Origin of the sequence: Rhizobium sp. BR 317, assembly GCF_047445835.1 — a bacterium.
Classification (GTDB): Bacteria; Pseudomonadota; Alphaproteobacteria; order Rhizobiales; family Rhizobiaceae; genus Rhizobium; species Rhizobium paranaense.
Window position 1 is genome coordinate 184,793 of sequence record NZ_JARWLB010000010.1, and the last position, 21,849, is coordinate 206,641.

Sequence of the window (21,849 nt, forward strand, 5' to 3'; positions counted from 1 at the left end):
TACCTCCGGCTGTCGATGTTGCGAGTTCACGAAAGCAGCTTTAAACCGACTCGCAGGCGTTCGAGCCTTGACAAATCAGGCGCACCATGCGCTTTTCCGCCCGATTTTCTCGTCGGCAGGCGAGGGGCTTTCGTCCGCATTCGCCGCCGTCCGCCAAGTCCAGGATATATACTATGCATCGCTATCGCAGCCACACATGCGCCGCCCTGCGCAAGTCCGACGTCGGTTCGACCGTCCGCATCTCCGGCTGGGTTCATCGCGTCCGAGATCATGGTGGCGTGCTCTTCATCGACCTGCGCGATCACTATGGCATCACCCAGGTCGTCGCCGATCCGGATTCTCCGGCCTTCAAGCTGGCCGAGACCGTGCGCGGCGAGTGGGTCATCCGCATCGATGGCCTCGTGAAGGCCCGTACCGAAGACACGATCAACAAGAACATGCCGACGGGCGAGATCGAGCTTTACGCGCAGGAGATCGAAGTGCTCTCCGCCGCCAAGGAATTGCCGCTGCCGGTGTTCGGCGAGCCGGACTATCCGGAAGACGTGCGCCTGAAGTACCGCTTCCTCGATCTGCGTCGCGAAACGCTGCACCGGAACATCGTCAAGCGCACGCAGGTTATCTCCTCCATGCGCCGCCATATGGGCGAAGTCGGCTTCACCGAATACACCACGCCAATCTTGACGGCATCGTCGCCGGAGGGCGCGCGCGACTTCCTGGTGCCGAGCCGTATCCATCCCGGCACGTTCTATGCCCTACCGCAGGCGCCGCAGCAGTATAAGCAGCTCCTGATGGTCGCTGGCTTCGACCGTTACTTCCAGATCGCGCCGTGCTTCCGTGACGAAGACCCGCGCGCCGACCGTCTGCCGGGCGAATTCTATCAGCTCGACCTTGAAATGAGCTTCGTCACCCAGGAGGACGTCTGGAACACGATGGGCCCACTGATGACCCAGGTGTTCGAAGAGTTTGCCGAAGGCAAGCCGGTMACCAAGGAATGGCCGCGCATTCCTTATGACGAAGCCATCCGCAAGTATGGCTCCGACAAGCCGGACCTGCGCAACCCGATCGTCATGGAAGCCGTCACCGAGCATTTCGCCGGCTCCGGCTTCAAGGTCTTCGCCAACATGATCGCCTCGAACCCGAAGGTGCAGGTCTGGGCGATCCCGGCCAAGACCGGTGGCTCGAGAGCGTTCTGCGACCGCATGAACGCCTGGGCGCAGAGCCAGGGCCAGCCTGGCCTCGGCTATATCTTCTGGCGCAAGGAAGGCGAGAAGCTCGAAKGTGCCGGCCCACTTGCCAAGAACATTGGCGAGGAGCGCACCGACGCGATCCGCACCCAGCTCGGTCTCGGCGATGGCGATGCCTGCTTCTTTGTCGCCGGCGATCCGGACAAGTTCTACAAGTTTGCCGGCGAAGCCCGCACCAGGGCCGGCGAGGAACTGAACCTGGTCGACCGCGATCGTTTCGAGCTTTGCTGGATCGTCGACTTCCCGTTCTTCGAATGGAGCGAAGAAGAAAAGAAGGTCGATTTCGCACACAACCCGTTCTCGATGCCGCAGGGCGGTCTTGAGGCGCTCCAGAACCAAGATCCGCTGACGATCAAGGCCTTCCAATACGACGCCGTCTGCAACGGCTTCGAAATCGCCTCAGGTTCGATCCGTAACCAGTCGCCGGAAACCATGGTCGCCGCCTTTGAAAAGGTCGGGCTCAGCCAGGCTGATGTGGAAGAACGCTTCGGCGGCCTCTACCGCGCCTTCCAGTACGGCGCGCCTCCGCATGGTGGCGCTGCCTTCGGTATCGACCGCATCATCATGCTGCTGGTCGGCGCCAAGAACCTGCGCGAAATCTCGCTGTTCCCGATGAACCAGCAGGCGCAGGACCTCTTGATGGGCGCTCCCTCAGCGGCAACGCCGACGCAATTGCGCGAACTGGCGATCCGCCCGGTGCCGCCGGTGAAGAAGGACTGAGGTCTCTACAGGCTTCGATGGACATACAAAACCCGGCGATTTCGGTCGCTGGGTTTTTTGTTGATCATCAAGTTCAGCCAATGGCGGCCGCATGGGGCACATGAAAAACCCGGCGACCGAAATCGCCGGGTTGCTGATGATCAGGATCGAAGCTTCGATCAATCGTTGGACGAAACCTTGAGGCCGATGACCTGCGGGATCGACTGCGGAGCGCCCATGGCGGCGCCGATGATCATCGGCAGCGGCACCGGCTTGTCCGGCGAAGCCTTGACCGTCAGGCTCTTCGGGTTGTCGAGATAGGCGCTGACGGCGGCGGAAACGGCGTTCTGCAGCTCCGGAATGTTGAGCTGCGCCATCATGATCGGCGTCATTGCCTTCAGCGTGTCGGCCAACTGCTTGCCGGAAACGCCCTGTTGCTTGCCGGCAAAGTCGAGCACGCGGGACGTGATCGAGCTATCGTCGAAGCGGATTTGCGCGCTGTTGAAGGTTAGCTGCTGCATAAGACCGAGCATGGCAAGACCGGCGGATTGCTGAGCATCCTGCTGGTTTGGATTGGAGCGAACGGTCTTGAGCGCGTCCTGAAGCGACTTGGCGAAGGCAGGCGTATAGCCGGAAAGGCTGAGCGCGATGTTCAGCTTGCCCACATCCTTGAAGTCGAAGGAATATTCGGTGATGTCGATCGTACCCGGCGCGATCTCCCAGCTACCCTTCATAGCGATCTTGCCGTTGAGCTGCTGCAGGTTGAGCTGGCTGATCGCTTCTTTGGCCTGCGGATCGTTGACCTTGCTGAGGTCGGCCTTGACGCCGTTCACCTGGGCATCGAAGTCGACACCGGACTTGTCGGCGCGCTTGTTCATCGTGGCGTCGGCGTTGGCGATCGAGAAGACCTGGGTACCGTCCTGGGTGAAGGAGAGGGAGCCGGCATGCGCGCTCTTGTAGAACAGCAGCGAATCGATATCGCCCTTGTTGACGTCGGCCGGGATTTCGATCCCATTTATCTTGAGGTCGGAAGCTGCAATGGTGACGCCGTCCTTGGTCGTGGCAACGTCCGGAAAGGCGATCTGATCGACCGTGTAGCCACCACCCGCTTCTGTGACGCCGGTCATTGTGACGTCACCCAGCTTGACGCCATCGGACGCGCTGGCCGCTTTGACGCTGATGCCTTTCAGCGTCACCGTCGTACCGCTGACATCGATGCTGTCGGCCGCGATGGAACCGCCTTGCTGAGCGTAGACGTCATTGATCTTCTTTAGGAGATCGTTACCGTCGAGCGCAAAGGCGGAGCTGGCGAAAGACAGTAAGGCGGCACTGGACAGCATCAGCCGTGTTGTCCGATAAAAAGTCATGGTGGCTTTTCCTCATTGAGCTGGTGTAGGCGGGTGTACATATTTAGCGTGTACTGCCGCGAGTTATATTCACGTTCGCCTAAAATTCCAATGGCAATGGCGATGGCAAATATATGTATGAGAATTGTGTCTGACGTTACGTCAAATCATGTCTGAACTGAGACGTCATCCACAAGTGCTTTCCACTGATTTCTTGCCGGGAATCGGCTTCTCCGCTAGTCAAGGGCCATGGGACAAAATCTTTTACCGCCCGGTGGCGGCGACGATGACAGCATTCTTCCGGTCGATCTCAAGGCCGCGCTCGAAGAGCGCTACCTGGCCTATGCTTTGTCGACGATCATGCATCGCGCCCTGCCGGATGTTCGCGACGGCCTGAAGCCGGTCCATCGCCGCATTGTTTATGCGATGAGCGAGATGGGACTGCGCCCCACCGCCGCCTTCCGCAAATGCGCCAAGATCGTCGGCGAGGTGATGGGTAACTATCACCCGCATGGCGACCAGTCGATCTACGACGCGCTCGCCCGCCTTGCGCAGGATTTCTCGCAGCGCTACACGCTGGTCAACGGCCAGGGCAATTTCGGCAATATCGACGGCGATAGCCCCGCCGCCATGCGTTACACTGAATCCAAGATGACGGCGGTCTCCGAACTGCTGCTCGAAGGCATCGATCAGGATGCCGTGGATTTCCGCGATACCTACGACGAGTCGAATTCCGAGCCGGTCGTCCTGCCCGGCGCTTTCCCGAACCTGCTCGCCAACGGCTCCTCGGGCATCGCTGTCGGCATGGCGACCTCCATCCCGCCGCACAACGCCCACGAACTTTGTGATGCGGCCCTGCACCTGATCCGCGATCGCGACGCGACCGTCGAAAAGCTGGTGGAGTTCATTCCCGGCCCGGATTTCCCGACCGGCGGCATCATCATCGACGATCGCGACAGCATCATCGAAAGCTACAAGACCGGCCGCGGCGGCTTCCGCGTTCGCGCCAAATGGGAAACGGAAGATCTCGGCCGCGGCGGCTATCAGATCGTCATTACCGAAATTCCATTCCAGGTGCAGAAGTCGCGGCTGATCGAAAAGATCGCCGAGCTGCTGCTGGCGCGCAAACTGCCGCTGCTTGAAGATGTTCGCGATGAATCCGCCGAGGATATCCGCGTCGTTCTCATACCGAAGAGCCGCACCGTCGATCCGATGATCCTGATGGAATCGATGTTCAAGCTGACAGAGCTGGAAAGCCGCTTCCCGCTCAACATGAACGTTCTGTCCATGGGCCGCATCCCGAAGGTCATGGCGCTGAACGACGTGCTGAAGGAGTGGCTGGATCACCGGCGGGAAGTTTTGCTGCGCCGCTCGCGCTTCCGGCTCGCGGCAATCGAAAAACGCCTGGAAATCCTCGGCGGCTTCCTGATTGCCTACCTCAACATCGATGAGGTCATCGCCATCATCCGCGAGGAGGATGAGCCGAAGCCCGTCATGATGGAGCGGTTCGGTCTGACGGACAATCAGGTCGAAGCGATCCTCAACATGCGGCTGCGCTCTCTGCGCAAACTCGAAGAATTCGAGATCCGCAAGGAATTCGACGGCCTGACCAAGGAGAAGGCCGATATCGAGGCTTTGCTCGCTTCCGAAGAAAAGCAGTGGCAGACGGTCGCCTGGGAAATCGGCGAGGTGAAGAAGAAATTTGCCAAGGCGACCGAGATCGGCCGCCGCCGCACGCAGTTCGCCGAAGCGCCCGAAGCCGACGATGCTGCGATCCAGCAGGCGATGATCGAGAAGGAGCCGATCACCGTCGTCGTCTCGGAAAAGGGCTGGATTCGCGCGCTGAAGGGTCACATCTCCGATACGTCGACGCTCACCTTCAAGGAGGGCGACGGGCTGAAGGTGGCATTCCCGGCGCAGACGACCGACAAGATCCTGATCGTCACCACCGGCGGCAAGGCCTATACGCTCGGCGGCGACAAGCTGCCCGGCGGCCGTGGCCACGGCGAGCCGCTGCGCATCATGGTCGACATGGAAAACGATCAGGACGTGCTGACTGCCTTCGTCCACGATCCGCAGCGCAAGCAACTGGTCGTCTCAACCGCCGGCAACGGCTTTATCGTGCCGGAAGTGGAACTGGTCGCCAACACCCGCAAGGGCAAGCAGATCATGAACTTGACGACACCGGATGAGACGAAGCTGCTCGTGCCGGTCTCGGGCGATCACGTCGCCGTCGTCGGCGAGAACCGCAAGATGGTGGTGTTCTCGCTATCGCAGATCCCGGAAATGTCGCGCGGCAAGGGCGTGCGCCTGCAGCGCTACAAGGATGGCGGCGTCGGCGATATCAAGTGCTTCGCCATCGCCGACGGCCTGACATGGGAAGACAGCGCCGGCCGCACCTTCACCAAGACCAAGGACGAGCTGATAGAATGGCTCGGCGATCGCGCCTCGGCCGGCCGTACGGTGCCGAAGGGCTTCCCCAGAAGCGGCAGGTTCTCTGGCTGAGGTCAGTAGGGCAAAATCGAGCAATCGACCCGGTAGGCCGATTGCAGCGAGGAATGCTCTGAGCGAAAGCAAAAGATCTGGAATTGGCTGCCGCAATATGGAGTTCGTTACCCCGCCGCCGCCATTCTTGCCCTGACACGCACCTGCCATAACGAATGCGCTGCCAGCGCTAGAATCAGCACCAGTCCGCCGGCGAGCGTCATGTTGCTTGGCGCTTCGGCGAAGATCAGCCAGACCCAGATCGGAGCCAGGATCGTTTCCAGCAGATAGAACATCGCCACTTCCGGCGCCGAGAGAAAGCGTGTGCCGGTGGCGAGGCACCAGAAGGAGAGGGGCATCAGGATCGCCCCATCGAGCAGGATCCAGCCGGGATGATCGATCACGATGCCCGAAGGCATGACATGGTAAAGTCCCACTGCAGCCGGGATAATGGCGGACAATAGAGACGCGAAGCCCATATCCTTGCGCGAAGCTCTGGCGATCGTGATGGCGCAGGCGATGGAAAAAGAAGCAAGAACCGACAGCGCATCGCCGAGGAAATGACCGCCCTCCATGCCATCCCGCACGATCAGGCCGACGCCAAAGATCATTGCGATCATGGTGACGATGGTGGAAAGAGCGGGGCGCTCCTTCAGGAAAATCCAGGAGAGAAGTGCCGCAAACATCGGATTGAGAGCGATGATGAACACCACATTCGCCGCCGTCGTATAGTAGATGGCGAGGAGAAAGGTGATGGTCGTCAGGCCGTAAAAGAGGCCGACGGGAAGTCCGATCCAGCCCGGCAGCGTGTTGCGCAGCGATCCTGTAACCCGGCGGATGACGACCAGAGCGATAAGCGCCACGACGATCGTCGCAAGGCTGCGCGCCGACAGCACGGACCAGACATCGCCGCTCGAAAGCCGAATCAGCGGGATGTCCATCGACAGCGTGAGCCCGCCGATGGTGGCCAGCAACAAGCCTTTTCTGTGATCCGAGAGATGGGAGACCATTTAGCGAGAGGGATCTTCGCTGACATCGGCGGGATTGAAGCGTTCCCAGCCGCGCGGGGTCAGATGCTCCTGTGGCTGAAACCGTGTCTTGTAGTCCATCTTGCGAGAGCCCTTGACCCAATAGCCGAGATAGACATGCGGCAGCCCGAGCGCCTTGGTCCGCTTGATATGATCGAGGATCATGAAGGTGCCGAGCGAACGTTGGTCGAGATCGGGATTGAAATAGGAATAGACCATTGACAGCCCGTCGCTCATCACGTCGGTCAATGCCGCCGCCAGCAGCTCGCCTTTCGGCCGCTGCTCCAGCCCGGAGCCTTCTTCGCGCCGGCGATATTCGATGATGCGGGTGTTGACGTGGGTGTCCTCGACCATGATCGCATAGTCGAGCACGGTCATGTCGGACATGCCGCCCTGCTGATGGCGATAATCGAGATAGCGGCGGAAGAGGGAATATTGCTCGCTGGACGGCTGCGCCGGAAATTCGGTGGCGATAATATCGCTATTGGACGACAGGACGCGTTTCATCGACCGGCTGGGCTCGAATTCCTGAGCGAGAATGCGAACGGAAATGCAGGCGCGGCAGGATTCGCAAGCGGGGCGATAAGCGATGTTCTGCGAGCGACGAAAGCCGCCCTGGGTCAATATATCGTTCATTTCCGCTGCGCGCGGCCCGACGAGATGGGTGAAGACTTTACGCTCCATCTCACGCGGCAGGTACGGGCAGGCGGCCGGTGCCGTCAGATAAAACTGCGGGGATGGCGTCGACTGCGTGTTCATCTGCCGTTGATCAACCTTCCATTCGGCATTCGACTTCTCACAAGCATGGCCCAAGTTTAGAAAACGTCAACTATGTCCTTCGTCCAAGGTCATAGTTTCCCAGCTTCTTCAGAAACAAGCGGGCTTCGTTAGGGTGATAGGGTGGACAACCAAATCGTTGGTACGACGTTGAGCGGAATAGCCAAGTTTACGCCGTTCGGACGATGACCGTGCCGAGGAGCAGGTCATGCACCAGCCGGCTGCGTTCGATGAACAGGCCTGCAAGCAGGATGAGCGGCGTCAGGACGGAGTTCAGGATCCAGAACAGCGCCAGATGCACGATCGCGGTCAGAAAATCCATCCGCCGGCCGTCTATCCGCACCATGGCGATGCCCATGGCGCGCATGCCGAGCGAGGCCTGATGCGGTCCGCCGAGCGTCCAGCCGAAATAGAGGCCCGCAACGATGAGAAAGAGGGCAGGGTAGAGCACGAAGCCCAACCCAAGCGTCAGGATCGAGACAAAGAACAGCACAACCGCGGCCGGTATGCAGAGCAGGCCGACGATGACATAGTCAAGGATGAAGGCGAAGATGCGCCGGCTCAGCACACCGCTATAGGCGCGCCAGTCGTCCGGTGCTGCATAAAGCGGGGTTGGGTTCAGGCTCATCGTCTTTCTCCTTCGCGCATAACCCCTTCAATCGTTCCGATTTAAGGAAAGGCTGATGCGCAGTTAAAGATTCCCATTGCGACTTTTGTGCATCCAGCAGGATGCGCGGCGCAGTAGGAAACATTTGCCGAACATATGGTGTGAGGTCCGGCAAATGCAATAAGCTTTGTGGCCGGTAATTACCTCTTTGCCAGCAGTCTCGCCACTTCCGGTGCGAAATAGGTGAGAATGCCGTCGCAGCCGGCGCGCTTGAAGGCGAGCAACGTTTCCAGCATCACCCTTTCGCCATCGATCCAGCCATTGGCCGCGGCGGCTTTAATCATCGAATATTCGCCAGAGACCTGATAGGCAAAGGTCGGCAGGCCGAATGCCTCCTTCAGCCGCCAACAGATGTCGAGATAGGGCAGGCCGGGCTTGACCATCAGCATATCGGCGCCTTCTTCGACGTCGAGCGCGGCATCGCGCACCGCCTCGGTGCCGTTGGCCGGGTCGATATAATAGGTTTTCTTGTCGCCCTTCAGCAGGCCGCCGGTCGAGATCGCCTCGCGATAGGGGCCGTAGAAGGCGGAGCTGAACTTGGTGGCATAGCTCATGATGCCGACGCTCTGGTGACCGGCCGCATCGAGCGCGTGACGGATCACGCCGATGCGCCCATCCATCATTTCCGATGGCGCGATGATATCGGCACCGGCATCTGCCTGATAGATCGCAGCCTGCGCCACCTGTTCGACGGTTTCGTCATTGACGATCTCATTGCCGCGCAGAATGCCGTCATGGCCGTGGCTGGTGAAGGGATCGAGGGCGACGTCGGTGATGACGCCGATATTCGGCACGGCCTTCTTGATGGCCGCGGTAGCAAGATTGATGAGGTTGTTCTTTTCCAGGCTGTTCGAGCCGGTCTCGTCCCGCAGCTCCATTTCGATATTGGGGAAGGTGGCGAGCGCTGGAATACCGAGGTCGGCCGCTTCTTTTGCGGCTTCCACGGCCTTGTCCACGGTCATGCGATTGACGCCGGGCATGGCCGGGATCGGCTCGGCGATGCCGCTGCCGGGAATCAGGAAGATCGGCCAGATCAGGTCGTCGACGGTCAGGCGGTTTTCCTGCACCAGGCGGCGTGTCCAATCAGCCTTGCGGTTACGCCGCATGCGCCGGTGCCCGGTGATCTCGTCAACAAGATGCGTCTTGTCCTGCATGGTGCCGCCATCCTTTTTAGTCTATCTATGGCCTTAATGTATCGGCAGCGTACCTATCACGCTGTCCCCAGGAAACAAAACCCGGCGAAAGGCCGCAGCCATTATAGCGCTGGCGAGCCCTTGGCCTTCTACTTATTGTTCGCGCATGGAACCCGATTCTCCGACCATACCCAAGAGCACGCTGACGGATATCCTGTTCGTCTTGTTCCTGCGGCTGATTGCGATCGCCTGTTTCTGGCTTGGCCTGCAGTATTGGTCGATGCTGGTCGGCTATTCGCTGGCCGGCCAGGCACGTTTCGATCTCCTCAATCTGCCCTGGAAGGTGGCAGGCGCAGGCCTTGCCGTGGTCTTCCCCGTCGCGGCCCTCGGCCTGTGGCTGACGGTCTCCTGGGGGCCGGTGATCTGGGTGCTGGCGGCCGGCAGCCAAGCGCTGATGTATGGCCTCTGGCCACAGATTTTCGGCTCCAATCCATTGATCGTAATCCTGCACGCAGGCGTCGCCGTGCTCTACTGTATTTTCCGTATTTTGCTGTGGCTGGAGAAGCGCCGGCGCGAGCAACAGGTAATGGTTGATTTACCCTGAGACACCAAGAGTTCCTGGTAAGGTGCTGTTAAGCCTGCAGTTTAAGTAGAATTTTATGTGTATTCGATAGGGTCTCACTCAAGGCGGGAAGAAAACGACACCGCCAAACAAAACAGTGAGGCCAAGTCATGATGAACACGAAAATCAAGCCGCAGGCAGTTGCGAATGCTCGGGACCAGCAGATCGAAGATATCCGTGGTCTGTATATGGAATCGCTCCACCTGGTGGAGCGCCTCCACCGCCGTCTCCTCGATGTTATCAAGGACGAATTCGACCGCCAAGGCCGCGACGACGTCAACGCCGTCCAGGCACTGCTCCTCTTCAACATCGGCAATTCCGAGCTGACTGCCGGCGAACTGCGCTCTCGCGGTTTCTACCTCGGCTCCAACGTTTCCTATAACGTCAAGAAGCTGGTCGACCTCGGCTTCATCAACCATCAACGCTCGCGCATCGACCGCCGCTCGGTCCGCATCAGCTTGACGGAAACCGGCCAGGACATCGCCGAAACCGTCGCCAAACTCTACGAGCGCCACATCGCCTCCATCKACAAGGTCGGCGGCATCGGCACCGACGAGTTCACCCAGATGAACAAGCTMCTGCAGCGCCTCGACCGTTTCTGGAACGACCAGATTTTGTACCGTCTGTGAATCACCGCGGCGGAGTTGCCGCTTGACCCTCCAGTAAAAGCAAGCCGGACACGTTTCCCTGCGTGTCTGGCTTGAACTTTTTACCGGCTTACAATTGTGCGCTTTTTGCCACGCCCCCGCCGCGACGTTGCGGTGCACACTGTGGATGCTGCATCTGCGCCATTGACGCCGGATCAGCAAACGCTATGAACCACTTTCATTTAGTGGTATTTTAGCAACGCAAAATGGTACTTCTTCCGTTACGGCAGGCCAAAGCAAGTTTCATGCCGGACGACACGAATTGGCCATATTGCTATGACAGCGGAAACGAACGGCAAACGGCGCTTTTCAAGTCTTGATCTTCATGCCTTAGCGCTTTGGGCTCGCAATATTGTGATGGTCCGGAGCGAATTTTTAGTGGTGCGTTAAGGGCAACGGATCGACACAGAGCTGCGTTACTTGGCGCGAGCTGCAGTAATTTACTGCTTTCTCTCTTGGCTGCGGATGAATTTGGTCGCAGCGTCGAACGGTGGGATATGTCGAAGAAAACCGGAATTGAACCCTTCTCGCGCCGCTCCTTCCTGCGGTCTGCGGCAACTTTTGGCGTGGCCGCTTTGGCAGCCCCGGCCTTTGCACAGGACCAGACGCCTCTTGATGCGCTGATCAACAATCGCGCTCGCGGCAACTGGGACGATCAGTTCGATGCGAAGGCCGCCGCGCGTACCGCCGCTGCGGTTGTTTCCAACACGCCGATCCTTGGGCCTAATTCCGTACCGAACATCCAGCAGGCGATCGCCCAGTATCAGAGCATCGCTGCCAATGGCGGCTGGCCGCAGATCAATCCCGGTGAGCAACAGCTCCAGCTTGGCGTCACCGATCCTTCCGTGCAGGCGCTTCGCCAGCGTTTGATGGTCACCGGCGACCTGCCGAAGGAAGCCGGCATGTCCTCGGCATTCGATTCCTACGTCGACGGCGCCGTCAAGCGCTTTCAGGCCCGCCACGGCCTGCCGCCGGATGGCGTTATCGGCGAATTCACGCTGAAGGCAATGAATATCCCCGCCGAAGTCCGCCTGCAGCAATTGAACACCAATCTCGTTCGCCTGCAGACGTTCCCGGCCGATCTCGGCCGCCGTCACGTCATGGTCAATGTTCCGGCGACCTATATCGAAGCCGTTGAGGACGGTCAGGTGGCGCTGCGTCACGAGGCGATTGTCGGCCGCATCTCACGCCCGACTCACCTTATCAATTCGAAGATCTACGAGGTCATTCTCAACCCGTACTGGACGGCGCCGCGCTCGATCATCGTCAAGGACATCGTGCCGCTGATGCGCAAGGATCCGACCTACCTGACGAAGAACAATATCCGCCTGCTCGACGGCAAGGGCCAGGAAGTTGCGCCTGAGACGATCGACTGGAATTCGGACAGGGCGCCGGATTTGATGTTCCGCCAGGACCCGGGCAAGAACAACGCCATGGCGTCCACGAAGATCAACTTCCACAACCCCAACAACGAATATATGCACGACACCCCCGAACAGGGCCTGTTCAACAAGCTGATGCGCTTCGACAGCTCGGGCTGCGTGCGCGTGCAGAACGTGCGCGATCTGACGAACTGGCTGCTTGCCGAAACGCCGGGCTGGCCGCGCCAGCACATCGAGCAGGTGATTTCCACGCGCGTCAACACGCCGATCACATTGGCGACGGAAGTTCCGGTCTATTTCGTCTATATCTCCGCATGGGGCGCCGGCAACGGCATCGTTCAGTTCCGCGACGATATCTATCAGCTCGACGGCAATTCCCAGCTCGCGCTCGATACGACGCAGGGCATGGAGCAGCCGGTTCAATAACCCGGCGCCACAGCGACGATAGCCATAGAAAGCCGCGTCCTCTGATGCGGCTTTTTTCTTTGCTGGGGTCCTCATCGTAGAATGCCCAGCAAATGTCGCTGATTGTATTGCTCTTGTGCGACCCTGACGCTAATACCGTCTCCATTGCCGTTCCGGCCCGTTCAGGAGCTCCTACGATGACCAATGCTTCAACCGAACTTTTCTTCAATCGCTCGCTCGCAGATACCGATGCGGAAATCTTTGGCGCGATCGGCAAGGAATTAGGTCGTCAGCGGCATGAGATCGAACTGATTGCCTCGGAAAACATCGTTTCCCGCGCCGTATTGGAAGCGCAGGGCTCGATCATGACGAACAAATATGCTGAGGGATATCCGGGCAAGCGCTACTATGGCGGCTGCCAGTTCGTCGATATCGCCGAAGAACTCGCCATCGAGCGCGCCAAGAAGCTGTTCGGCGTTAATTTCGCCAACGTCCAGCCGAATTCCGGTTCGCAGATGAACCAGGCGGTCTTCCTGGCACTGCTGCAGCCGGGCGACACCTTCATGGGCCTCGACCTCAACTCGGGTGGTCACCTGACGCACGGCTCGCCGGTCAACATGTCCGGCAAGTGGTTCAACGTCGTTTCCTACGGCGTGCGCGAAGGCGACAACCTGCTCGACATGGACGAAGTGCAGCGCAAGGCCGAGCAGCACAAGCCGAAGCTGATCATCGCCGGCGGCACCGCCTATTCCCGCATCTGGGATTGGAAGCGCTTCCGCGAGATTGCCGACAGCGTCGGTGCTTACCTGATGGTGGACATGGCTCACATCGCTGGCCTCGTTGCCGGCGGCCAGCATCCGTCGCCGTTCCCGCATTGCCATGTTGCCACGACCACGACCCACAAGTCGCTGCGCGGCCCGCGCGGCGGCATGATCCTCACCAATGACGAGGATCTGGCGAAAAAGCTCAATTCCGCAGTCTTCCCGGGCCTGCAGGGCGGCCCGCTGATGCATGTCATCGCTGCAAAGGCCGTGGCATTCGGCGAAGCACTGAAGCCGGAGTTCAAGGACTACGCGGCGCAGATCGTCAAGAACGCCAAGGCGCTCGCCGAAACCCTGATCGCGGGTGGCGTCGACGTCGTCTCCGGCGGCACGGACAACCACCTGATGCTGGTCGACCTGCGCAAGAAGAACGCGACCGGCAAGCGCGCCGAAGCAGCTCTCGGTCGCGCCTATGTGACCTGCAACAAGAACGGCATCCCCTTCGATCCGGAAAAGCCTTTCGTCACCTCCGGCGTCCGTCTCGGCACCCCGGCCGGCACGACGCGCGGCTTTAAGGAAGCCGAATTCCGCGAGATCGGCAATCTGATCATCGAAGTGCTTGACGGTCTGAAGGTCGCCAATTCCGACGAAGGCAATGCCGCCGTCGAGGCTGCAGTGCGCGAAAAGGTGGTCAACCTCACTGGCCGCTTCCCCATGTATGGTTACATGGGCTAAGGAGAGCGCATGCGCTGCCCTTATTGCGGTTCGGAAGATACCCAGGTCAAGGATTCACGCCCGGCGGAGGACAACACGTCCATCCGCCGTCGGCGTATTTGTCCGGATTGCGGCGGCCGCTTCACGACCTTCGAGCGCGTGCAACTGCGCGAGCTGATGGTCATCAAGAAGACCGGCCGCAAAGTGCCGTTCGACCGGGACAAGTTGGTGCGCTCCTTCGAGATCGCGCTGCGCAAACGCCCCGTCGACCGTGATCGCATCGAACGTGCCGTCTCCGGCATCGTCCGCCGCCTGGAAAGCTCCGGCGAGACGGAAATCAGCTCGGAACAGATCGGCCTGCAGGTGCTCGAAGCCTTGAAGAGCCTCGATGATGTCGCCTTCGTGCGCTATGCTTCCGTCTATCGCGATTTCTCGCATGCGGAGGATTTCGAGCAGGTGATTACCGAGATCAACGCCAAGATCGCCCGCGATCCGCTGGACCCCTGACCATGGCGCTCCGGCCTGAAGACGAGCGTTTCATGGCCGCGGCGATCCGTCTGTCGCGCACGCATCTGGGGCTTACCTCAACCAACCCATCCGTCGGGTGCCTGATCGTCAAGGATGGTGCCGTCATCGGCCGCGCCGTGACCGCGCTTAGCGGCAGGCCGCATGCCGAGCCGCAGGCTTTGGCCGAGGCCGGCGAGGCGGCGAGGGGAGCCACGGCTTACGTCACGCTCGAACCCTGTTCCCACCACGGCAAGACGCCGCCCTGCGCCGAGGCGCTTATCGCCTACGGCGTCGCCCGCGTCGTCATCAGCGTCACCGATCCCGATCAACGCGTTTCCGGCCGCGGCATCGCGCTGCTGCGAGATGCGGGGATCGAGGTTGATGCCGGTATTCTCGAGGAGGAAGGCAAGCGCGCGCTTGCCGGCTACCTCACGCGTCAGACGAGAAACCGGCCGTATGTGACTCTCAAGCTTGCTGTTTCGGCAGATGGGATGATTGGCAAGACAGGCGAAGGACAGGTGCGCATCACCGGCGATATCGCCCGCGCTCAGGTACAGGTGCTCAGAGCCGAAAGTGACGCCATTCTCGTCGGCATCGGCACGGCGATGGCAGACGATCCGGAATTKACCTGTCGTCTCCCGGGGCTGGAAAGCCGTAGCCCATTGCGCATCGTCATCGACGACCAGCTTCAGCTTCCGCTCGGCAGCAAGCTTGTAAAGACGGCGTCTCAGTATGGTCTCATGGTCGTCGCCGGTGATCCGCCGCCCTTTGATGAGAATACCGACAAGGCCTTCCTGGGCCGCCGCGCCGCGCTGGATGCCGCAGGCGCCGAAGTGCTGCAATCCAATTCCGGCGAACCGGGGGAACTGCTTGAAGCGCTGGGAACGCGCGGCATCTCCTCTCTGCTGGTCGAGGGCGGCGCAAGGACGGCGCAGCGCTTTCTTGCCGCCGATCTCGTCGACCGCATCCTTCTGTACCAGGGGCCGGCGACGATCGGCGAGGGCGGTATTGAATCGCCGATCACGAAGACCAATATCCCACCCAGTTTCAGGCATATCCGCGCGAGCCAGTTTGGCGATGATCGCTGCGACGAATTTGAAAGAGGTTTTTGATGTTTACCGGAATTGTCACCGATATCGGCAAGGTCGAATCCGTTTCCCCTCTCAAAGAAGGCATCAAGCTGCGCGTCGCCACCAATTACGATCCGGCAACGATCGATATGGGTGCCTCGATCTCCCATTCCGGAATCTGCTTGACGGTGACCGGCCTGCCCGAAGCCGGCAGCAACGGCCGCTGGTTCGAAGTGGAGGCCTGGGAAGAAGCCTTGCGGCTGACCACCATCGGCACCTGGGAGGCCGGCAGCAGTATCAATCTAGAGCGCTCGCTGAAGATCGGCGATGAACTCGGCGGCCACATCGTCTCCGGCCATGTCGACGGCAAGGCGGAGATCCTGTCTGTGACGACGGAAGGCGACGCCACCCGCTTTCGCCTGCGTGCTCCCTCCCATCTCGCCAAATTCGTCGCTCCCAAGGGCTCGATCGCGCTCGACGGCACGTCACTGACGGTCAACGCCGTCGACGGCACCGATTTCGACGTACTCCTGATCCGCCACACGCTGGAGGTCACGACCTGGGGCGAACGCAAGGCCGGCGACTTCGTCAATTTCGAAGTCGACACCATGGCCCGCTACGCCGCCCGGCTGGCGGAATTCCCGGTCGCGCGCGAAAGCTGATCCAAGACGCCCTCAATCGCGCGCATTATCCGCCGCCATCAGTTCGATGGCGGCTTTTTTGTCGGAGTTATCCTGCAAAGCTACTGACTACCACGCAAGACTACGAGCGGCTGGATTGCGCTCTGAACTGTCATTGCGGCAATGGCAAAATTCCCTATTCTGCGGTCGCCAATACAGGATGCAAAATCGCTTGATCAGCAATAGTCGCGAGTTGCTTTAAGACGACCTATGAATTTCCAAGGGAATAGAGATGAGCAGCTTTCAAATGGGCGAAGGTTCCGGGCATTTTGTGTTCTCCGATCAAGCCGCAGGCTCGCGACGCTCAATGAGGATCTTCTATTTCCGGCCAAAGACATCGGTTCCAAATCCCCGCTTTGTCATTGCCCTTCATGGGCTTGATCGCGCGGCATCGGACTTTAGGGATGTGCTGGCAAAGCAAGCGGATCAGCATGGGATGATCGTCTTGGTGCCGGAATTTGACAGCGATGCGTTCCCCGACTTCTATGCCTACAACTACGGCAATGTCAGGCTCGCGCCGCCACGCAAAATCGTCTTGGCACGGGAGCACTGGACGTTCGGCATTATCGATCGGTTATTCCAATATGTTCGAAGCGGATTGAACTCCAGCCGCAGCACATTTGGAATGTTCGGCAATTCCGCGGGCTCGCAGTTCGTATTGCGATATCTCGCTCTCAACCAAGCCACCGCAGTCGATCAAGCAATCGCTTCCAACTGCGGCATCTACATGTTGCCGGACCTGAAGCGCGATTACCCCAGTGGCATGGGTGGCCTTGATCTGGATGAAAGCTTTCTGAGACGATATTTCGGACGGCGGCTGACGATCTTGCTCGGCGAAGCGGACGCGGACAGCACCGCATTCGATCTTCCCCGCACTGAAGAGGCTATGGCGCAAGGCCCTCATCGCCTTGCTCGCGGATTGTGGCACTACGAGCTCTGCAAACAAATCTCCAGCGAGCTCGATCAGGCCCTTGCCTGGAAGCTGGAAATCGTTCCGGGGGCGGGACACGTCGATCAGAAAATCTTCGACCGTGCCGTCGATATCCTTGCAGATACCGACCTTTCCGCCATTACCGCTCGAACATGACGTTGGGCTTGTCCTTGTAGAACACTTCGCCGATCCGGCGGAAGCCGACCTTTTCGGCGACGCGCTGTGATGGCGCGTTTTCCGGGTCGATGATGCAGGTCATGCGTCGGCCTGGGAATGTCTCTTCGGCCCAGGCGATTGCCGCGCTGACGGCTTCCGTCGCATAGCCTTTGCCCTGCAGCGCCGGTGTGATCCCCCAACCAGCTTCCAAAGTGCCTTCCGTAGTGGTCGGGTACATGTCGCGATGCAGGTCGAGGAAGCCGACTTCACCGATGAAGCGGCCGCTATGACGCTCTTCGACAGCAAAGAAACCGAAACCCAGATGATGCCACATGCCGGCATAACGCAACATTCGCGACCAGGCCTGTTCGCGCGTCGAGGTCTCGCCGCCGATATAACGGACAAGGTCCTCCTGCGACCAGAAGGCGGTATATTCTTCGAAATCCTCCAATCGATGAGAGCGGAGGATGAGGCGTTCGGTCATCAATGTCGGAATTATGGTCATGGCGGGAGCGGCTTCCTTCTTGTCTGCCATTTCTGCATTCATGCGCATCCGTTTATGCTCCCGGTTCACCGTCCCAATAATCCACCGCACCGCCTTCGCGTCCGATGAAGCTGAAGCGCCGCGGCGCCTCGCCGGCCCGATTGGTTTTCGCCATGAACTTGCCGGAGTCCGGATATTCGACGATCTCTGTTGGGGCCTTGGTCGAGATGACGAGATAGATCAGCACGCCCGGGCCGATATTGATGAGCTGATGGGCGGTGTCATGCCCACCGGCGGGTGCCCCCAATACATCGCCCTTCGCGACCAGGATACGCTCGCTCCCAATGCGATATTCGCCTTCGCCGTCGAGGATGACGAAGAGCTCTTCTTCGACGTGATGATTGTGAAATGGACAGCCGGATTTGCCAGGCGGCACTTCATTGTAGCTGATGCCGAGATCCTTCAGCCCGAGCAGAGCCCCGAAGGAGACATCACTGCCCGCAAAAAAATCTCCCTGCTGCCAATGATCGAGCTGTAGCTCGCCAAGGTTGACAGCGTGTCTTGTTTTCTCTGCCATCGGGTTTCTCCCTGCCAGGACCAAATTATTAGCGAAGCGAGTGAGCTGGCGGAAGATACAATTTCTGGCACAGATCAATGTTCCTCAAATCGGAGTTAGAATCAGCGCAGGCATCCGAAAAACACTTGCCAAGTGCGGCCCGCCGTGGTTTGACCCGGCCTAACAAGGTGCCGCGCCCTCTCAAATCGCAGGTGATGTATKACCAGCTCTTCCAATGCTCATATCCTTATCGTCGAAGCTCGCTTCTATGACGATATGGCCGATGCTCTGCTCGACGGCGCCAAGACCGCTCTCGACGAGGCGGGCGCGAGCTATGACATCGTCACCGTGCCCGGCGCCCTGGAGATTCCTGCTGCGATTGCCATGGCGCTCGATGGCGGCGACAATGGTAACGTTGTTTATGACGGCTATGTCGCTCTCGGAATGGTTATCCGCGGCGAGACCTATCATTTCGATATCGTCGCCAATGAATCCTCGCGTGCGCTGATGGATCTGGCTGTCAGCGAATCCCTCGCGATCGGCAATGGTATCCTCACCGTCGAGAATGACGAGCAGGCTTGGGCGCGTGCGCGCCGTTCGGACAAGGACAAGGGCGGCTTCGCTGCCCGTGCGGCGCTGACCATGATCGCGCTGAAAGAGAAGTTGGGTGCATAATACATGAGCAATCAGGATAACGAGCGACCGGCAAAGACCGCGAACCAGCGGGGCGCAGCACGCCTTGCCGCCGTTCAGGCGCTCTATCAGATGGATATCGGCGGTACTGGCGTGTTGGAGGTGGTGGCCGAATATGAGGCGCACCGTCTCGGACAGGAGCTGGACGGCGAGACCTATCTGAAGGCCGACGCATCCTGGTTCCGCTCCATCGTCTCCGGCGTCGTGCGCGAGCAGACCCGGCTCGATCCGCTGATCGGCTCCGCCCTGCAGGATGATTGGGCATTGTCGCGCCTCGACAGCACCGTGCGCGCCATCCTGCGTGCCGGCACTTTCGAGCTTCTCGACCGAAAGGACGTGCCGGTCCCGGTCATCGTCACCGAATATGTCGAGATCGCTCACGCCTTTTTTGAAGAGGATGAGCCGAAGCTCGTCAATGCCGTGCTCGATCGAATCGCCAAGCAGGTCCGCGGCGAAGCCAAGAAATAAGGTCCGATGACAGGCCGGTTCTTGATCCCGGCCATTTTCGTTTCCTTCGCTCGCGCCTCATTTCACCAAGCGACATTCTTTTGAACCTCCTTCGGGTGTTTTACCCGCGGGCGGTCTTGACGCGACGTTTTCCCAAACGCAATCTCGCCTTGCACATTTGCCGACCCCCTTTGGAGGAGGGGGCGGCCGTTGTCGCGGGCGGCCGGAGGGGGAGTGAACCGCCGGCTTTTTTGGAGGGAAAAAGCGAAATGTCGATTCTTTTAGGAGTGATCGCGTGCGGACTGCTCTCGGTGATCTACGCCGTCTGGGCAACCCGGTCGGTGCTTGCCGCCGATCAGGGTAACGCACGCATGCAGGAAATTGCAGGCTATATCCGAGAAGGCGCGCAAGCCTATCTGGCGCGTCAATACAGAACCATTGCCATTGTCGGCGTCATCGTTTTCATCCTGGCCTGGCTGCTCCTGTCGGGCGAAGCCGCCATCGGTTTCCTGATCGGCGCCATTCTATCTGGTGCCGCCGGTTTTATCGGCATGCATGTCTCCGTGCGCGCCAATGTCCGCACCGCGCAGGCCTCCTCGCATAGCCTGTCGGCCGGTCTCGACATCGCTTTCAAGTCCGGCGCCATCACCGGCATGCTGGTCGCCGGCCTCGCTCTGCTCGGCGTCTCCATCTATTTCTATGTGCTGACCGGCATTCTCGGCCATGAGCCGGGCTCGCGCGACGTCATCGATGCGTTGGTGGCGCTCGGTTTCGGCGCTTCGCTGATTTCGATCTTCGCTCGTCTCGGCGGCGGTATCTTCACCAAGGGTGCGGATGTCGGCGGCGACCTCGTCGGCAAGGTGGAAGCAGGCATTCCCGAAGACGATCCGCGCAATCCCGCAACCATCGCCGATAACGTCGGCKACAATGTCGGCGACTGCGCCGGCATGGCTGCCGACCTCTTCGAAACCTATGCGGTCTCCGTCGTGGCCACCATKGTTCTGGCTGCAATCTTCTTTGCCGGCACGCCGGCTCTCGCCTCGGCCATGATCTATCCGCTGGCCGTCTGCGGCACCTGCATCATCACCTCGATCATCGGCACCTTCTTCGTCAAGCTCGGCGCAAACGGCTCGATCATGGGCGCGCTTTACAAGGGCCTGATTGCCACGGGCCTCCTGTCGATCATCGGTCTCGGGGTCGCCACGTCGCTGACCGTCGGCTGGGGTTCGGTTGGCGCCGCCGCAGGCTACGAAGTCACCGGCGCGAAGCTGTTCGCCTGCGGTATCGTCGGTCTGATCGTCACGGCGCTGATCGTCGTCATCACTGAATATTACACCGGCACCAACAAGCGCCCGGTCAATTCCATCGCCCAGGCCTCGGTCACCGGCCATGGCACCAACGTCATCCAGGGCCTCGCCGTTTCACTCGAATCGACGGCGCTGCCAGCAATAGTCATCGTCGGCGGCATTCTGGCCACCTATCAGCTCGGCGGCCTATTCGGCATCGGCATTGCGGTCACCGCCATGCTCGGCCTTGCTGGCATGATCGTTGCGCTCGACGCCTTCGGTCCGGTCACCGACAACGCCGGCGGCATCGCCGAAATGTCGCATCTTCCGCCAGAAGTGCGCAAATCGACCGATGCGCTGGATGCGGTTGGCAATACCACCAAAGCGGTGACGAAAGGCTATGCCATCGGCTCGGCCGGCCTCGGAGCGCTGGTGCTCTTCGCGGCCTATTCGAACGACTTGAAATATTTCGCGGCCCATGGCGACCTATTCCCTTATTTCAAAGATGTGGGCACGATTTCCTTCGATCTCTCCAACCCCTACGTCGTCGCCGGCCTGTTGTTCGGTGGTCTGATTCCCTATCTTTTCGGCGGCATCGCCATGACGGCCGTCGGCCGCGCGGCCGGTGCGATCGTCGAAGAGGTGCGCAAGCAGTTCCGCGAAAAGCCGGGTATCATGAAGGGCACTGAGCGTCCCGATTACGGCCGCGCGGTCGACCTTCTGACCAAGGCCGCCATTCGTGAGATGATCGTTCCGTCGCTGCTGCCGGTACTGGCACCGATCGTCGTCTATTTCGGCGTGCTGCTGATCTCCGGCTCGAAAGCGTCGGCCTTTGCTGCGCTCGGCGCTTCCTTGCTGGGCGTCATCATCAACGGCCTGTTCGTCGCCATTTCCATGACGTCGGGCGGCGGTGCCTGGGACAATGCCAAGAAGAGCTTCGAAGACGGTTTTGTCGACAAGGACGGCGTGCGTCACCTGAAGGGTTCGGAGGCGCACAAGGCTTCCGTCACGGGTGATACCGTCGGCGATCCCTACAAGGACACGGCCGGCCCCGCCGTCAATCCGGCGATCAAGATCACCAATATCGTCGCGCTGCTGCTGCTGGCCATTCTCGCCGGATAAGGGCGAGG

At 59.9% G+C, this 21,849-nt stretch carries 20 protein-coding genes; 13 read left to right on the forward strand and 7 right to left on the reverse strand.

The window, feature by feature from the left end; genetic code table 11:
- The first annotated feature begins 173 nt into the window (after positions 1-173).
- Positions 174-1,964, forward strand: a complete 1,791-nt coding sequence (gene aspS / locus QD357_RS17815) for an aspartate--tRNA ligase (RefSeq protein WP_414124648.1) — start codon at positions 174-176, stop codon at positions 1,962-1,964.
- Between the two features lie 158 nt (positions 1,965-2,122).
- Here the strand turns inward: aspS and QD357_RS17820 are convergent, their stop codons facing one another.
- Complete coding sequence (locus tag QD357_RS17820; protein ID WP_107107665.1) at positions 2,123-3,310, reverse strand: hypothetical protein; 1,188 nt, start codon at positions 3,308-3,310, stop codon at positions 2,123-2,125.
- Positions 3,311-3,538: 228 nt separating this feature from the next.
- On the opposite strand from QD357_RS17820, the gene parC reads away from it, so the two are divergent.
- Positions 3,539-5,794 carry a DNA topoisomerase IV subunit A gene (gene parC / locus QD357_RS17825; protein ID WP_107107666.1) on the forward strand — a complete coding sequence of 752 codons (2,256 nt, stop codon included), beginning with the start codon at positions 3,539-3,541 and terminating at the stop codon, positions 5,792-5,794.
- Between the two features lie 107 nt (positions 5,795-5,901).
- On the opposite strand, the gene QD357_RS17830 is transcribed toward parC, so the two are convergent.
- The 4 genes from QD357_RS17830 to hemB all read right to left on the reverse strand — a co-directional run bounded on the left by QD357_RS17830 (position 5,902) and on the right by hemB (position 9,399).
- Positions 5,902-6,783: a DMT family transporter gene (locus QD357_RS17830; RefSeq protein WP_107107667.1), complete on the reverse strand. Its 882-nt coding sequence runs from the start codon at positions 6,781-6,783 to the stop codon at positions 5,902-5,904.
- The gene (locus QD357_RS17835) at positions 6,784-7,560 is read right to left on the reverse strand and encodes an arginyltransferase (RefSeq protein ID WP_107107668.1); all 777 of its coding nucleotides are present in this window, start codon (positions 7,558-7,560) and stop codon (positions 6,784-6,786) included.
- A 187-nt stretch (positions 7,561-7,747) separates the two neighbouring features.
- Positions 7,748-8,206 carry an RDD family protein gene (locus QD357_RS17840; protein WP_107107669.1) on the reverse strand — a complete coding sequence of 153 codons (459 nt, stop codon included), beginning with the start codon at positions 8,204-8,206 and terminating at the stop codon, positions 7,748-7,750.
- 179 nt (positions 8,207-8,385) lie between these two features.
- Positions 8,386-9,399 (reverse strand): porphobilinogen synthase, encoded by a 1,014-nt coding sequence (hemB, locus tag QD357_RS17845; RefSeq protein WP_107107670.1) that lies wholly within the window; start codon positions 9,397-9,399, stop codon positions 8,386-8,388.
- 145 nt (positions 9,400-9,544) lie between these two features.
- On the opposite strand from hemB, the gene QD357_RS17850 reads away from it, so the two are divergent.
- The 8 genes from QD357_RS17850 to QD357_RS17885 all read left to right on the forward strand — a co-directional run bounded on the left by QD357_RS17850 (position 9,545) and on the right by QD357_RS17885 (position 17,253).
- On the forward strand, positions 9,545-9,982 hold the full coding sequence (locus QD357_RS17850) for a DUF6163 family protein (protein ID WP_107107671.1): 438 nt from the start codon (positions 9,545-9,547) through the stop codon (positions 9,980-9,982).
- A 131-nt stretch (positions 9,983-10,113) separates the two neighbouring features.
- A complete protein-coding gene (gene ldtR, locus QD357_RS17855) occupies positions 10,114-10,629 on the forward strand; it encodes a transcriptional regulator LdtR (RefSeq protein WP_414124649.1) in 516 nt (171 codons plus the stop codon).
- 515 nt (positions 10,630-11,144) lie between these two features.
- A complete protein-coding gene (locus tag QD357_RS17860) occupies positions 11,145-12,455 on the forward strand; it encodes a L,D-transpeptidase family protein (RefSeq protein ID WP_107107672.1) in 1,311 nt (436 codons plus the stop codon).
- Between the two features lie 176 nt (positions 12,456-12,631).
- The gene (glyA, locus tag QD357_RS17865) at positions 12,632-13,930 is read left to right on the forward strand and encodes a serine hydroxymethyltransferase (RefSeq protein WP_107107673.1); all 1,299 of its coding nucleotides are present in this window, start codon (positions 12,632-12,634) and stop codon (positions 13,928-13,930) included.
- A 9-nt stretch (positions 13,931-13,939) separates the two neighbouring features.
- On the forward strand, positions 13,940-14,416 hold the full coding sequence (gene nrdR / locus QD357_RS17870; RefSeq protein WP_028753312.1) for a transcriptional regulator NrdR: 477 nt from the start codon (positions 13,940-13,942) through the stop codon (positions 14,414-14,416).
- A 2-nt stretch (positions 14,417-14,418) separates the two neighbouring features.
- The gene (gene ribD / locus QD357_RS17875) at positions 14,419-15,528 is read left to right on the forward strand and encodes a bifunctional diaminohydroxyphosphoribosylaminopyrimidine deaminase/5-amino-6-(5-phosphoribosylamino)uracil reductase RibD (protein ID WP_414124650.1); all 1,110 of its coding nucleotides are present in this window, start codon (positions 14,419-14,421) and stop codon (positions 15,526-15,528) included.
- Positions 15,528-16,148, forward strand: a complete 621-nt coding sequence (locus tag QD357_RS17880; protein WP_107107675.1) for a riboflavin synthase — start codon at positions 15,528-15,530, stop codon at positions 16,146-16,148. The genes ribD and QD357_RS17880 overlap by 1 nt, the downstream gene beginning before the upstream one ends.
- 250 nt (positions 16,149-16,398) lie before the next feature.
- Positions 16,399-17,253: a hypothetical protein gene (locus QD357_RS17885; RefSeq protein WP_107107676.1), complete on the forward strand. Its 855-nt coding sequence runs from the start codon at positions 16,399-16,401 to the stop codon at positions 17,251-17,253.
- Here the strand turns inward: QD357_RS17885 and QD357_RS17890 are convergent.
- Both QD357_RS17890 and QD357_RS17895 read right to left on the reverse strand, forming a co-directional pair.
- A complete protein-coding gene (locus QD357_RS17890) occupies positions 17,237-17,806 on the reverse strand; it encodes a GNAT family N-acetyltransferase (RefSeq protein WP_107107677.1) in 570 nt (189 codons plus the stop codon). The two genes, QD357_RS17885 and QD357_RS17890, sit on opposite strands and share 17 nt — an antisense overlap.
- 4 nt (positions 17,807-17,810) lie before the next feature.
- Positions 17,811-18,314 (reverse strand): cupin domain-containing protein, encoded by a 504-nt coding sequence (locus QD357_RS17895; protein WP_107107678.1) that lies wholly within the window; start codon positions 18,312-18,314, stop codon positions 17,811-17,813.
- A 255-nt stretch (positions 18,315-18,569) separates the two neighbouring features.
- Here QD357_RS17895 and ribH point away from each other — a divergent pair, with 255 nt between their 5' ends.
- The 3 genes from ribH (at position 18,570) to QD357_RS17910 (ending at position 21,841) form a co-directional block, all read left to right on the forward strand.
- Positions 18,570-18,968: a 6,7-dimethyl-8-ribityllumazine synthase gene (ribH, locus tag QD357_RS17900; RefSeq protein WP_414124651.1), complete on the forward strand. Its 399-nt coding sequence runs from the start codon at positions 18,570-18,572 to the stop codon at positions 18,966-18,968.
- Positions 18,969-18,971: 3 nt separating this feature from the next.
- Entirely contained in the window at positions 18,972-19,454 is a 483-nt protein-coding gene (gene nusB, locus QD357_RS17905) for a transcription antitermination factor NusB (RefSeq protein WP_107107680.1), read from the forward strand.
- Positions 19,455-19,702: 248 nt separating this feature from the next.
- The gene (locus QD357_RS17910; RefSeq protein ID WP_414124652.1) at positions 19,703-21,841 is read left to right on the forward strand and encodes a sodium-translocating pyrophosphatase; all 2,139 of its coding nucleotides are present in this window, start codon (positions 19,703-19,705) and stop codon (positions 21,839-21,841) included.
- The last annotated feature ends 8 nt before the right edge of the window (positions 21,842-21,849 follow it).